This window comes from Nonomuraea zeae, from assembly GCF_005889725.1.
Lineage (GTDB): Bacteria > Actinomycetota > Actinomycetes > Streptosporangiales > Streptosporangiaceae > Nonomuraea > Nonomuraea zeae.
In genome coordinates this window covers 14716-29117 of sequence record NZ_VCKX01000040.1, presented here as the reverse complement: position 1 = coordinate 29117, position 14402 = coordinate 14716, and the positions used below count along the sequence as shown (strand labels likewise).

Genomic DNA, 14402 nt, shown 5'->3' with positions numbered 1-14402 from the left:
CTTTCAATCACATCGCCGTGACGGAGGCGTCAGTGCCGGACAACACCCTGGACTACCTGGTGATCGGCGCCGGCCCGGCAGGACTGCAGCTGGGGTACTTCCTGCATCGGGCGGGCCGGAAATACCTGATCCTGGAGGCCGGTCCCGAGCCGGGCCAGTTCTTCCACACCTTCCCGCGCCATCGCACGCTCATCTCCATCAACAAGAAGCACACCGGCTGGGACGATCCGGAGCTGAACCTCCGGATGGACTGGAACTCGCTGCTGTCGGACGACCCCGGGCTGCTGTTCACCCGCTACAGCGACCGCTACTTCCCGCACGCCGACGACATGGTCCGCTACCTCGCCGACTTCGCCCGGGCGTGCGACCTGCGGATCGACTACGACTCGCGGGTGGTCCGCGTGGACCGCCCCGGCCCGTTCCGGGTGACCGACGAGCGCGGGCGCACGTACGAGGCCAGGCGGCTCGTCGTCGCGGCCGGCGTCACCAGGCCCAACATCCCGGACATCCCGGGCATCGAGACGGCGGACACGTACGGCACCGCCTCCACCGACCCCGCCGACTACCTCAACCAGCGGGTCCTCATCATCGGCAAGGGCAACTCTGGCTTCGAGACGGCCGACAACCTGATCGAGACCGCGGCGGTGATCCACGTCTCCGGCCCGAGTTCCCTGCGCATGGCCTGGCGCACCCACTACGTCGGCCACCTGCGCGCGGTCAACAACGGCCTGCTGGACACCTACCAGCTCAAGTCCCAGAACGCGCTGCTCGACGGCGACGTCAAGCGGGTCGAGCGGCAGGCCGACGGCACGTACCTGGTCACGGTCGCCTTCGCCCGGGTCAACGAGGTCACCAAGGACATCCCGTACGACCGCGTGATCCTGTGCACCGGCTTCCGCTTCGACGCCTCGATCTTCGGCGACGCGTGCCGCCCCGACCTGGTGATCAGGGACAGATTCCCGGCGCTGACGCCCGCCTACGAGTCCGTCAACGTCCCGGGCCTCTACTTCGCGGGCACGCTGACCCAGTCACGCGACTTCCGGCGCGGCACCAGCGGCTTCATCCACGGCTTCAGGTACGGCGTCCGCGCCCTGCACCGCATCCTGGAGTCCCGCCACCACGACGTGCCGTGGCCATCCAGGGAGCTGCCGGCCGACCCGGCGGCGCTGGCGGCGGCGGTCATCGAGCGGGTCAACCGCACGTCGGCGCTGTGGCAGCAGTTCGGCCTGCTGGCCGACGGGATCGTGGTGGACGGCGGCACCGCCCGCTACCTGGAGGAGCTGCCGCACGACCTGGAAGGCCCGCCGATCGGTGACCGCGGCCACTTCTCGATCACCCTGGAGTACGGCCCCGAGCACGACAAGATCGACCCCTTCGACATCGAGGTCGGCCGCATCAGCCAGAGCGACTCCGCCCGCGCCCACGAGGGCCACTACCTGCACCCGGTGGTCCGCCACCACCGTCCGGGCGAGCCCGCGGTCGCCCACCACATCACGGAGAACCTGGAGAACGAGTGGAACTCCCAGGAGATCCACGTCGAGCCCCTCCGGGACTTCTTCGCGCGCCGCATCGCCGCGGTGTCGGCCGGATGAGAGCCGGCCTGACGAGAGCCGGCCGGATGAGAGCCGACCTGACGGGCGTACCGGATGCGCCCGAGCCGATGGGACGGGGCTGATGGGGTTCGGGACGCTGCGGGCGTTCGAGGACGAGGCCAGGGCACGTCTCGAACCCGCGCACTACGACTATTTCGCCGGCGGCGCGGGCGACGAGCTCACCGTGCGGGCGAACGAGGCCGCGTTCGCGCGGCTCGGGCTGGTGCCCAGGGTCCTGCGTGGCGCGGCCAAGCCCGAGACGGGCGTGACCCTGCTGGGCAGCCGCGCGGCCGTGCCCGTCCTGGTGGCGCCCACCGCGTTCCACCGGCTCGCCCACCCCGAGGGCGAGCGGGCCACGGCGCGGGCGGCCGCCGCCGCGGAGACCGTCATGATCGTGAGCATGGCCGCCACGGTCGCCGTCGGGGACGTGGCCGACGCCGCGCCGGGCGCCGACCTGTGGTTCCAGCTCTACGTCCAGCCGGACGCGGCCTTCACCGAGACGCTCGTCCGCCGCGCCGAGGCGGCCGGCTGCAAGGCGCTGGTCGTCACCGTGGACTCGCCGGTCATGGGCCTGCGCGAGCGTGACCTCCGTAACGGCTTCCACGACCTGCCCGAGCACCTGTGCTGCGAGAACATGCGGGACGGAGCGCACGGCGACCGGGTCCGTCCCATCGTCATGTCCCCCGAGCTGTCGTGGGAGGACATCGACCGGCTCAGGGAGATGACGGCGCTGCCGATCGTGCTCAAGGGCGTCACGCATCCCGCCGACGCCCGCCTCGCGCTCGACCACGGCGTCTCGGCGATCATGGTGTCGAACCACGGCGGGCGGCAGCTCGACACGGTGCCCGCCACGATCGACCTGCTGCCGGACATCGTGGCGGCGGCCGGCGGCGCCGTTCCCGTGCTGCTGGACGGCGGTGTCAGGCGCGGCACCGACGTGCTCAAGGCGCTGGCGCTGGGCGCCACCGCCGTCGCGGTCGGCCGCCCGGTGATCTGGGGCCTGGCCGCGGACGGCGAGCGGGGGGTGACCCGCGTGCTCGGCCTGCTGCGCACGGAGGTCGAGCACGCGCTCACCCTGTGCGGCTGCGCGTCGGTTCACGAGCTGGAGCCCGGGATGGTGCGGCGGACATGCTGATCGCGATCATCGCCGTCGCCGGCGTGCTGGTGAGCCTGCCGTGGTGGCTGCCGGACCGGATCGTGGCCGTGCGGGCCCGGCTCTTCGCCCGCGTCAACGGCGAGGAGGGCATCCCGGTGCCCGGCGGCCTCGTCGGCGTCGAGCGGTTCAGGGAGGTGTACTCGCATCCGGCCGCCAACGGCAGGAGCAGGGGCGCGGCGCTGTCCGACCTGTTCTGGTACTGGCTGGCGCCCGGCCCCGAGATGCACCAGGAGCACCTGGAGGCGGGCGAGCGGTACGACGCCGTCGCCCGGGCCACCCGCGACCTGCTCGCGGTGCCACGGGCGCAGGCCGAGGAGCTCGCCCGCCGCTGCGCCGCCCGCGCGCTGGAGGGCGTCCACGGGCTGGTCCGGCTGCGGGATCTGATGATGCCGCTGTGGGCGGAGTTCGCGTACGAGCTCGTGTTCGGCCGGCCGTGCCCGCGCGAGGCCCGCGACCTGATCACCGGCAACGCGAACGACGTCGTCACCTCGCTCAAGTGCACCGGCCTGCGGCACATGCGGCGCCGCCTGCGCCTGACCGAGTACCTGCTCGACCGCCTGCCCCTGGTCCGCAGGCCGCTCCCGGCCGGCCTGACGCCCCGCGAGCAGGCGTACTACCTGCAAGGCGCCTTCTTCAACACCGCCGTCGTCCAGATGTCGGAGGCCATGGCCCACCTGCTGCTGGTCCTCGCCCGGCACCCGGAGGTGCAGCACGCGGCGCGTACGGGCGACGACCACTACCTCGACCAGGTGATCGCCGAGACGATGCGGCTCTACCCGCTCTTCGGCATCGCCCACCGCATCACCACCGGCGACATCCGGCTCGGCGAGCACACCGCGATCCCGGCCGGCTCGGTGCTCTGCTTCAGCTATCCGGAGTTCCACCGAGCCGGGTTCGCCGACCCTGACCGCTTCGATCCCGGCCGCTTCGACCCGGGCCGCTCCGGCCGGCCCGTCAAGGAGCTCAACCACATCCCGTTCGGCGTGGCGGCCAACCGCCCGTGCCCGGCCTGGCGGCTGGCGCCGATCGCCATGCGGGTGGCCGCGCGCGAGGTCCTGGACCGCTACGTCCTGGACTCCTCCGTCACCCACACCAGGTCCCTGCCCAGCCGGGGGCCCTGCCTGCTCACCCCTCGTGACGCTCCACACCGGCCCCGCCTGGCGCTGGCCTTCCTGCGCGTACGCGACCGCTGGGAGGACGTCTGGCGCAGCCTCGTGCAGCTCGTCCTCGGCACCTACATGGTCTGGGACGCGCGCCGGCAGCGGCTCTGCGAGCGGCATTTCACTACTGAACCGGAGAACCGGCATGTTCATCCTGGCCCACGTAACGGCTCCTGACGCGAACCTCGCCCTCGTGCTCAAAGTCCTGCCCGCGCTCGTGGTCATCCTGATCACCGCGGCGATCTGCGGCCGGCTGGCCACCATGGTGATGCAGCCGCGCGTGCTCGGCGAGATGGTCGCCGGCGTGCTGCTCGGGCCGACGCTGTTCGGCTGGCTGTTCCCGGACGCGCAGGCGGCCCTGTTCCCGCCGGAGGTCCGGCCGATCCTGTACGTGCTCAGCACCATCGGGCTGACGCTCTACATGTTCCTGGTCGGCGCCGGCCTCGACCACAGCGCGCGCACTCCGGGCGAGGTCCGCAAGGCGTCCGTGCTGGCCGCGTCGGGGATCGTCCCGTCACTGCTGCTCGGCTTCGGCACCGGGCTCCTCCTGCACAGCCTGCTGTCCCGCCCGGACGTGTCCCCGTTCCAGTTCGCCCTGTTCGTCGGGGGCGCGCTGTCGCTGACCGCGTTCCCCATGCTGGCCAGGATCCTGTACGAGCGCGGCCTGGAGAACTCCCCGATCGGCCGGCTCACCCTGCTGGCCGCCTCCATCGACGACGCCCTGGCCTGGTGCATCCTGGCCGTGCTGTCGGCCATGCACATCGGCACCGGCGCCACCGGCGCGCTGCCCACGATCGGGCTGACGGCGGTGTTCGCCGTCGTGATGCTGAAGTTCGTCGCGCCCCTGCTGCGCCCGATGGGCAGGACCGTCGCGCGCACCGGCCGGCTCGGCTCCGGCGCCATGTACGCGGTCATCCTCATCCCGCTCGCGGCCGGCTGGGTGACGGACTGGATCGGCGTGTACTCGGTCTTCGGCGGCTTCGTCGCCGGCCTGGCCATGCCGCGCGACCCGAAGTTCCGCGAGATCCTGCACGGCCGGATGATGGAGGTCGTATCGACGCTGCTGCTGCCCACCTTCTTCACCTTCTCCGGGCTGAACACCCAGCTCGGCGGCATCGCGGGCGGCGGCATGCTGCTGGCGTTCGGGCTGATCCTGCTGGCCGGGTTCTGCGGCAAGTACTTCGGGTGCGCCACGGCGATGAGAGGGATCGGGTTCTCCTGGCGGGACTCGTACGCGGTGGGGGCGCTCATGAACGCCCGCGGCCTGATGATCCTCATCTTCATCAACATCGGGCTGGCCCAGGGCATGATCACGCAGGAGCTGTTCTCCATGCTCGTGCTCGTGGCCGTGATCACCACCGCGGGCGCCCTGCCGCTCTACAAGCTGGCGCTGCCCGACCGTCTCGAACGCATCCGCGTGGCGGACCAAGGTCCCCAAGAACGGGTGGAAGCCAGGTCCAATCCTTAGTGAACCGGCAGGTAGAGCGGGGCGGACCACTGCGCGGCCCGGCCAATGGCCGAGTGGACCTGGTAATTGCCCGGCTGTGATGCGACGGTTGACGGGTGGCTGGGATCTCGGGCACGGCCGACATGCCCTCCCGTCGGCTGCTGCTCGTCGAAGATGACCGCGAACTGGGACACATGCTGGCCGATCTGTTCACCGAACAGGGATACACGGTCGACCTGGCGCCGGACGGGCAACGGGGGCTGCACTTGGGGCTGAGCCGCACGTACGACGTGCTGATCGTCGATCGCGGCCTGCCCACGCTCGACGGGATCGACCTGCTGCGCCGGCTGCGGCGGCAGGGGGTCACCGTGCCGGTGCTCGTCCTGACCGCCTTCGGCTCCGTCGCCGAGCGGGTCGCCGGGCTCGACGCGGGCGCGGAGGACTACCTGGTCAAGCCGTTCGACATCGACGAGCTGCTGGCCAGGGTGCGCGCGCTGCACCGCAGGAACCTGGACCACGCGAGCCTGCTGCCGCTCGGCGCGGGCTGGCTGGACGCCGAGTCCCGCGTCGTACGGCTGCCGACCGGCGAGCAGGTGGCGCTGTCGGGCCAGGAGTGCCGGCTGCTGAGCGCCCTGGCCGCCCGCCCGCGGCAGGTGCACACGCGCACGTCGCTGAGACAGCGGGTCTTCGACGGCGCCGAGAAGGAGTCGATCGTGGACACCTACGTCTACTACCTGCGCAACAAGCTGGGATCAGAGGTCGTGAGCACCGTGCGAGGTGTGGGCTATCGCCTGGGTTCGCTGTGAGCGGCCAGGGACGCCCGCGATTCCGCCGTCCGGCCGGAGGTCCCCGGCCGGCTCGCCCCGAGCCTGAGCGGCGGCTGCTGATCCGGGCCCGCCGCCGGCTCACCGTGCAGGTGGCGGGCGCGATCTCCGTCGTGCTGGCGCTCGTCGGGGTGCTGGTCTACTGCTTCATGGTGCACCAGCAGAGCGCCTCCATGCAGCGCGAGCTGGCCACCATCGCGCAGCGCGCCCCCGTCGACCACCCGCCGCCCTGCGGGTGGCTGTTCGAGCTGCGCGACGGCACCGTACGGAGCTCGCCCGGCGCGCCGGCGGCGCTGCCGGTGCGCGCCCCCCTCGGCCAGGTGGCCGCCGACGGTCGCACCAGGGTCACGCAGGCGCGGGTGGACGGCCACGACTACCTCGTCAGGACCCAGCGGCGCGGCGACGCGACCGTCCAGGTGGCGATCGACCTCGCCTACCAGAGCGCGGAGCGGCAGCGGCTGCTGCGCACGCTGGTCGCCGCGGAGCTCGCCGGCCTGCTGGCCGTGCTGCTGATGGGCCAGGTCATCGCCCGCCGGGCCATCGCGCCGCTCGGCGAGGCCCTCGTCCGGCAGCGCCGCTTCGCCGCCGACGTCAGCCACGAGCTGCGCACGCCGCTGACCCGCCTGCACACCCGTGCCCAGCTGCTGGCCCGCAGGCTGCGGGGCGGGACCGACCCGATCCTGCTCATCGACGAGGTGGACCAGCTCATCAGGGGCAGCAGGCAGCTCGGCGAGGTGGTCGAGGACCTCCTGCTGTCGGCCCAGTTCCAGCAGCTGCGCCGGCCGTTCGGGCCGGTGGACCTGGCCGCGCTGGCCGCCGAGCTGGCCGTGGCCGAGAGCGCCAGGGCCGAGGCGCGCGGCGTGAGCATCGAGGTGCGCTGCGAGGGGCCCGGCGACCACGTCGTACGCGGTGTGGAGTCGGCCCTGCGCCGGGTGATCTCGGCCCTGCTCGACAACGCGCTCGGCCACACGGACGTCGGCGGCCACATCTGGGTGACCCTCTCCACCGGCCAGGACACCGTCCGGCTCACCGTCCGTGACGACGGCGTTGGGCTGGACCCCGACGACGCGGAGCGGCTCTTCACCAGGTTCGTCGGGGCCAACCACCAGGGGTTCGGCCTCGGCCTGGCGCTCGTGCGCGAGGTGGTGGCCGGGCACCACGGCACGATCGCGGCGGACGGCCGGCCGGGGCGCGGAGCCACGTTCACCGTGCACCTCCCCGCGGCCCCCGGCAGGACGGCCGTGGACCGCCCGCCGCCCGCGGGCACGCGCGAGCCTGTGTGAGAGGCCCCTCTCCTGGGTAGCGGGGAACGAATGCGCATTCAGGACTGGTTCCTCACCGACGAGGAGCGGGACAATCCGGCGACCCGGCTCGAACCCTGGTCGACCGGGAACGACGTGCGCCCGCTCGTCCACGGCGCGACCTACTTCGCCGAGCTGAAATCCTGCCTGGACGCACTGGGCAAGGACGACCTGCTGCTGTTCGCCGACTGGCGCGGGGATCCCGACGAGCGGCTGACCCCGGACGGGCCGAGCGTCGGCCGGGCGATGGCCGACGCCGCCGGGCGCGGCGCCCTCGTACGCGGCCTAATCTGGCGCTCCCACCTCGACCAGCTCCGCTTCAGCTCCGCCGAGAACCGGCACCTGGGCGAGGAGATCGAGGAGAGCGGCGGCCAGGCGCTGCTGGACATGCGGACCAAGCCGGGCGGCTCGCACCACCAGAAGTTCGTCATCCTGCGCCACGACCGCGACGCGACGACCGACGTGGCCTTCCTCGGCGGCATCGACCTGTGCCACAGCCGCCGCGACGACGCCCGGCACGAGGGCGACCCGCAATCCGCCCCGATGCCCGCGGTGTACGGGCCGCGCCCGCCCTGGCACGACGTCCAGGTCGCCGTCAGGGGGCCCGTCGTCGCGCACGTGGAGCAGGTGTTCTGCGAGCGCTGGGAGGATCCGGCCCCCGAGTCCCGCGATCCGCTACGCCGCCTGCGCGACCACCTCGGCCGCCTCGACGACGCGCCCGCCCTGCCGAAGCCCGGCCCGCCGCCGCCGCCCGCCGGGCACCACAACGTGCAGTTGCTGCGCACGTATCCGGCCAGGCGGCGCGGCTACCCGTTCGCGCCCGACGGCGAGCGCAGCATCGCCCATGCCTACCACAAGGTGCTGGGCCGGGCGCGCTCGCTGGTCTACCTGGAGGACCAGTACCTGTGGTCCACCGACGTGATCGAGCCGTTCGCCCAGGCGCTGGAGCGCGAGCCCGGCCTGCGCATGATCGTCGTCGTGCCGCGCCATCCCGACCAGGACGGCTGGCTGGCGGGCCCGGCGAGCCTGATCGGCCGCGCGAACGCGCTGCGCCGCTTAGAGGACGCCGGCGGCGACCGCGTCGCGATCTACGACCTGGAGAACCATCAGGGCACGCCCGTGTACGTGCACGCCAAGGTGTGCGTGGTGGACGACATCTGGGCCTCCGTGGGCTCCGACAACGTCAACCTGCGGTCGTGGACGTACGACTCCGAGCTGAGCTGCGCGGTGCTGGACGAGCACGAGGATCCCCGGCCGCCGCACGGCGCCCTGCGCTTCGCCCGCGACCTGCGCCTGACCCTCATGTCCGAGCACCTGGACCTGCCGGACTCCCCCGCCGGCCCGGAGGCCGACGAGTTGTGCGACCCGGCCGCCGCGTTCGAGGCGTTCGCGGAGTCGGCGGCCCGTCTGGAGTCCTGGCACCAGAACGGCGAGAAGGGACCGCGCCCGGAGGGGCGGCTGCGCCCGCATCCGGCGCCGCATCTGTCCCGGGTGCAGAAGCTGATGGCGTTCCCGCTCTACCGTTTCGCGGTCGACCCGGACGGCCGGCCGCCCGCGCTGCGCCGATCGCGCGGCTTCTAGGGCCTCGTTCGCCGGGCGAGCGGCCCAGCCACCCCCCAAAACGGACAAATCGACATATTTCTGGATTTAGCGGGTAGGACCTCAAGGGGATCCGATTGCCCGCCCCACAGAGGACGCCCCGGCTCCGGGGAAGAAGCCGGGGCGTTCCGCCGCCCCGGGACAGGCGCTGCTCGTTCCCGGATTTCACCCCATTGTCATCCGCACATGTCATGATCCACCGGATCTTGTGAACTCGGTAAGGAGACGGATGACTGCATCGGCGCGTCGCGCCTTACGTGCCCTGATCGCCGGCGGCCTGGCCGCGGCCGCGATCTGGCCCACGGCCCTCCCCGCGCAGGCGGCGGCCGCGGCCACGACCGTGTCGGTGGACTACACCAAGCCGATCCGCACACTGTCCCGTGCCGACTACGGCATCGGGATCACCGGGTACGGCGAGGGCTCGTACATCACGGACGACCAGGCCCACCGCGAGCACCTGCGCCGCCTCGGCCCCGGCCGGATGCGCATAGAGCTGCACTACGAGGAGCCGGGCAACCACGACAGCCCGATCATCTGCGGCGGCTGGGGGTGCGACAGGACCGTATCGGGCGACGCCTGGATCGCGGCCATCCGCGCCCTGGGCGCGGAGCCGGTCGTCATCCTCCAGGTGGACGGCCGCCAGAGCGCCGCGGTGAACCGTGACGACGCGGTCGCCCTGTACGACCACTTCGCCGCCTCCGGCACGCCGGTGCGGCGCTTCATCCTCGGCAACGAGCTGAACTGCGCCTGCACCCCGAACAAGCCGGAGATGACCGCCGCGGAGTACAGCAGCCGGTTCAACCTGATCGTGGACGCCCTGCGGGCCAAGGACCCGGCGATCCAGGCCGGCGGCCCAGCCACCGCCTGGAACGCCCTGGACTACATCAGGACGTTCCTGGAGGGCTCGGGAGATCGCGTGTCCTTCCTCGACTACCACGACTACGGCAACGGCTCCGACCCCATCACCGACGAGGAGCTGCTCGGCGGCGTCATCCGCGGCTACGAGACCGATCTGAAGCAGGTGAGCGCCCTGGCCGAGTCGGTGCTGGGCCGGAAGATCGAGATCCAGATCGGCGAGTTCAACTCCGACTACGACGACCCCGACGGCCACCGCACGCTGACCCACTTCAACACCCTGTGGGGCGCCGCGGCGCTGGGCCAGATCCTGCACGCGGGCGCCGCCGCCTACCAGTACGGCGACAAGAACGGCCAGCTCGGGCTGACCAGCACGAAGGGCGAGGGCGGCGTGCCGCGCAGCGAGCCACTGCCCATCTACCACGGCATCGGCATGTTCACCGGCGAGGGCCTGTTCAGGCCGTTCGGCACCACCATGGTGGAGGCGGCGTCCGGCAGCGACCAGCTGCACGTGTTCGCCTCGGACGCGGCCAAGAACGTCGTCCTCGTCAACGTCGGCGCCGAGCCGCTCGACACCTCGTTCACCTTCACCGGCCTGACCACGGGCACGGCCGTCGCCTGGCAGAGCACCGCCGAGGCGTGGACCCCGCATCGCACCGACACCCTGCCCATCACCGGCGGCAAGGCCACCCTCACCCTCCCGCCGTCCTCGGCCACGACCCTTGTCATCGACCAGCCGGGCCTGTCGGCGACCTACTTCGACAACGCCGACCTGACCGCGCCCAAGGTCACGAGGGTCGATCCCCAGATCGACTTCGACTGGGGCGCGAACGCTCCCGACCCGGCCGTGTCCCCCGACACCTTCAGCGTCCGGTGGACGGGCAAGGTGATCACCGACCGGGCCGAGACGTACACGTTCATCACGACCAGCGACGACGGGGCCCGGCTGTGGGTGGACGGCTCACTCGTCGTGGACGCCTGGAACGACCACTCCAAGCGCGACGACAGCGGCCAGATCGCGCTGACCGCCGGAGCCCATGACATCAGGATGGAGTTCTACGACAGCGGCTACGACGCGATAGCCCAGCTCCACTGGTCCAGCCCGGTCCTTGCCCGCCAGGTCATCCCCGCGGCCAGCCTGCGCACCGGCTGACGGCCGCACCCGGCTCGCCGGGGTCCGGCCCGCCTGGCCGGACCCCGGCGAGCACCCGGCACGATCAGGACGACTGTTTGTCGGCGAGCGTAGTCAAACACTTCCACACCGTGACACACCCGCCTAGCGTTGACATCGGGATCCGCAACAGGGACTACGGGGTCCTCCCAGGTGAAGGCGACGAACCACCTTTGACACTGTGGAGAGCATGTGACGTTTCCCTCCGTGGGCGAGCGGCGAGCCTTGGTCCGCTCCCTCGTGGCCGAGTTCGCGCCCGAAGAGCTTCCCGACTTCGATCTCATGACCTCCGCCTACTTCGACTCTCCGGCGGCTGCGCGGCGGGCGCGGCGGGCCCGCGACGAGCCAGGCGCCTTCGGCATCGACCTCGGCGATCCGACGTTCACCAACCTGCTCTGGGGCGTCGTCGGCGGGCTGACCACCGAGATGCTGGTCAGCGCCGCGCGCAGGGGACGGAACGCCTGGAAGCGCCGGCGGCGCGAGGCCGACGGCCCGGACGGCGCTCTGCCTGAGCTGCCGCCCGAGCAGGAGCCGGTGGTGCGGGAGCGGGCCCGCGACCTCCTGCACCGCGCCGGACGGGAGGACGCCGACGCCGCCGGCGCGCGCCTGGCGGAGCGCTGGGCGCGCCGCGACTGGACGCCACCGGCATGACGGCGCTCACCAGGCGCATCAATCCGTTCCTGCTGCCGGCCGCGACGTCGTCGCGCTTCATCCTGCTGGTCAGCATCACTTTGTCGGCCGCCGGGTCGTCCTATGACCGCGTGCTGGGCGGGGCGACGGGCTGGCTGGAGGCGTACGGACGGTGCAATCGTGACGGCGACGCCGCGGCGGCCGCCGGCACCGCGGCGCAGGACCTGAGCACGGCGTATCTGGCCTGCGTGCGGGCCGTCTCCCTGGACCGCGCCGCGGCCGGGCTGGGCGCCATGGTCATGGTGACGGCGGCGATCGTGCTGCTGTCGGCGGCCCGGCCCTGGCTGACGATCAAGCGGCAGAACCTGCGGCACGCCGACGCGGCCGCGTACGCCGGGCTGCACGCGCTCGTGGGCGAGCTGGCCCGCGCCGAAGGCGTCGCCCGGCTCCCCACGCTGCTGCTCGACACCAACCGGGGCGCGCCGGGCGGGCGGGCCTTCGGCGGCTTCGGCCGGTCCTACCTGCGGCTCAACATCGGCACCCTGCACCGGGCCAGGCGCACCGGCGACGATCGCGAGCTGCGCACGATCGTCCTGCACGAGCTCGCGCACGTGCGCAACCGTGACGTCGAGCTCACCAATCTCACCCTGGCCTCGGTGTGGGTGTTCGGCGGGCTGGTGGGGCTGCCGCTGCTGCTCTACACGGCGCTGCGCGAGCCGGCCCGGCTCCTGGACGTGGGACTGCGGACGGCGGCGGCCACCGCGCTGGTGGTCGTCCTGGCCGCCGCGGTGCTGCGGGCGCGGGAGAGCTACGCCGACGTCCGGGCCGACATGGCGAGACAGTGGCTGCCGCCCGCGCCCGCCGCCCCCGAGGCGGCGGGTCCCGCCGCCGCCTTGGAGCGCTCCAGCACCCAGGAGCGCACCACCGCCTTCCCGGGACGTGGCCGGGTGATCACCTGGTTGCGGGCGGCGGTGCCCCTGCATCCCTCCGACGAGTTCCGGGCCACGATCATCCAGCGGCCCGGCGACCTCATGCGGTGGATGCCCGCCGAGGCCCTCGGCGCCGGCGTCGCCTTCGGCCTCGGCACCGTCCACCTGACGGAGGTCGTCCGCCTGTGGTTCGGGGGTACTGCGGCGGAGGCGCGTCTGGCCATGTTCCTGGCCGCCCTGCTGTACGCGGTTCCGTGCACGGCCATCGTGCTGGCCGGGGCCTATCGCGCGGCGCTGCGGGCGATGGCGTCGGGCGACAGGCCACCGTACGGGCTGCTCCCGGGATGCGCGCTGGCCGCGGGCCTGCTGGCCGGTCTGCTGGCCGCGCCGTCGCAGGCCGGCCGCTCCTGGCTGGCGCTCCTGACCGCCAGGCCGCCGATCAGCGTGGCCATGGTGGTGATCCTGCTGGTGCTGTGCACGGCGCTGTGCCGCTGGTCGTCGGTCACCGCGGCGGCCTGGCTGCCGGTGGCCCGCGCCCGCTCGCTGGTCCCCGCCTACCTGGGCGGCGTCGTTCCCGCCACGCTGGTGTGCGGGGCCTGTTTCCCCGCCTGGATCCAGGCCACCGAGATCGCGACCGCCACGGGGAACCTGGAGAACGGGCTGGTGGCGCTCGGCACCACGCTCTTCGACGCGGGCGCTCTCACCGGCCTGCTCGTGGCCGCGCTCTATCCGCTGGCCGCCTGGCTCAGGCATCGGGAGCCCGCGCCCGGGAGAGCGTTGTGGACGCACACGCCCGCGCCGGTCGCCCTGCCGCGCCTTCGGGTCCGGCCGGTGGCCGCTCTCGCGCCCGCGGCCGTCCTGGCGTCGGCCGCGCTGCTGCTGGAGGTCCTCACACCGCGGCCCTTGCTGGCCGGGGTGCTGGGAGGCGTGACGGCACCCCCCGGCAGCACGGACTACAACCGGTTCCTGCAGTATCTGGCCCTGCTGGCGCTCTGGCTGATCCTCCTGGAGGTCGTCGCGGCCCTCGTCTCGGCCGCGGTCGGCGGGGCGCACCTGCTGGGCTTCTCCCATGCCACGCTGGCCGCCGTCACCGCCGGCGGGGCTCTCATGGCGGTCGTGCTGGCCGAGCCCCTCGTCCTCATGTGCGGGGCGCCGGGCGGCTGCGCGGCCGGTTGGCTGGTTCCCCAGCTCGGCATCGCGTTCATGATGACCGCGGTCGTCGGCGTGCCGGCCGGGGTGCTGGGCGCCGGGCTGGCCGGAGCGATCCGCGTACCGATCCGGCTGCTCGTCCGCGAACGGGCCTACCGCCCGCCCCCCGCGCCCCGTACCTGGCTGCGGCGCGCCCTGGCCGTCACCGCGCTGATCGCCACCCTGACCTGGTCGGCGGTCATGGTCCCTGTCTGGGCGCTGGAGCACGGCCTCGTCTCCCCCGCCAGGCTCCCTACCGGCACCGACGCGGTCACGAACGTGCCCGCGCCCGGATCACCGGGCCTGCGCGCGGCCCTGACCGCCTGCCCTGGCGAGATGCGGCTGTCGGTCGACACGATCTTCACCGACGCCACCGCCTACTACTGGGCCACGACCTTCGCCCGGCTGGCCGAGAGCGACCGGCCGTTCCTGGCCGCGCTGGGCCGCGAGGGGTACGCCCGCCTGCGCGATCACTCCGGCGACGAGCGCCCGCTCGCGTCCGCCGTCAGCCGCTACTGCCAGCTGCTCGGCGCCGGCTCCCCCTGACGCG

10 protein-coding genes are annotated in these 14402 nt (G+C 72.7%); all 10 read left to right on the top strand.

From position 1 onward, the window contains the following. Positions 1-32: 32 nt before the first annotated feature. Positions 33-1592, top strand: coding sequence for an NAD(P)-binding domain-containing protein (locus ETD85_RS15615; RefSeq protein ID WP_138690428.1), 1560 nt, complete (start codon positions 33-35; stop codon positions 1590-1592). A gap of 82 nt (positions 1593-1674) precedes the next feature. Then, a complete protein-coding gene (locus ETD85_RS15610; RefSeq protein WP_138690427.1) occupies positions 1675-2727 on the top strand; it encodes an alpha-hydroxy acid oxidase in 1053 nt (350 codons plus the stop codon). Next, entirely contained in the window at positions 2721-4085 is a 1365-nt protein-coding gene (locus tag ETD85_RS15605) for a cytochrome P450 (protein ID WP_138690426.1), read from the top strand. The genes ETD85_RS15610 and ETD85_RS15605 overlap by 7 nt, the downstream gene beginning before the upstream one ends. Next, on the top strand, positions 4054-5376 hold the full coding sequence (locus tag ETD85_RS15600; protein ID WP_138690425.1) for a cation:proton antiporter: 1323 nt from the start codon (positions 4054-4056) through the stop codon (positions 5374-5376). The genes ETD85_RS15605 and ETD85_RS15600 overlap by 32 nt, the downstream gene beginning before the upstream one ends. A gap of 95 nt (positions 5377-5471) precedes the next feature. After that, on the top strand, positions 5472-6161 hold the full coding sequence (locus tag ETD85_RS15595) for a response regulator transcription factor (RefSeq protein ID WP_206058332.1): 690 nt from the start codon (positions 5472-5474) through the stop codon (positions 6159-6161). After that, positions 6158-7462, top strand: a complete 1305-nt coding sequence (locus ETD85_RS15590; RefSeq protein WP_138690424.1) for a sensor histidine kinase — start codon at positions 6158-6160, stop codon at positions 7460-7462. The genes ETD85_RS15595 and ETD85_RS15590 overlap by 4 nt, the downstream gene beginning before the upstream one ends. Before the next feature lie 30 nt (positions 7463-7492). After that, on the top strand, positions 7493-9061 hold the full coding sequence (locus tag ETD85_RS15585) for a phospholipase D family protein (protein ID WP_138690423.1): 1569 nt from the start codon (positions 7493-7495) through the stop codon (positions 9059-9061). 247 nt (positions 9062-9308) lie between these two features. After that, a complete protein-coding gene (locus ETD85_RS15580) occupies positions 9309-11087 on the top strand; it encodes a PA14 domain-containing protein (protein WP_138690422.1) in 1779 nt (592 codons plus the stop codon). Positions 11088-11297: 210 nt separating this feature from the next. After that, entirely contained in the window at positions 11298-11756 is a 459-nt protein-coding gene (locus tag ETD85_RS15575) for a hypothetical protein (RefSeq protein ID WP_138690421.1), read from the top strand. Beyond that, positions 11753-14398: a M48 family metalloprotease gene (locus ETD85_RS15570; protein WP_138690420.1), complete on the top strand. Its 2646-nt coding sequence runs from the start codon at positions 11753-11755 to the stop codon at positions 14396-14398. Before ETD85_RS15575 ends, ETD85_RS15570 begins: the two co-directional genes overlap by 4 nt. Positions 14399-14402 lie beyond the last annotated feature (4 nt).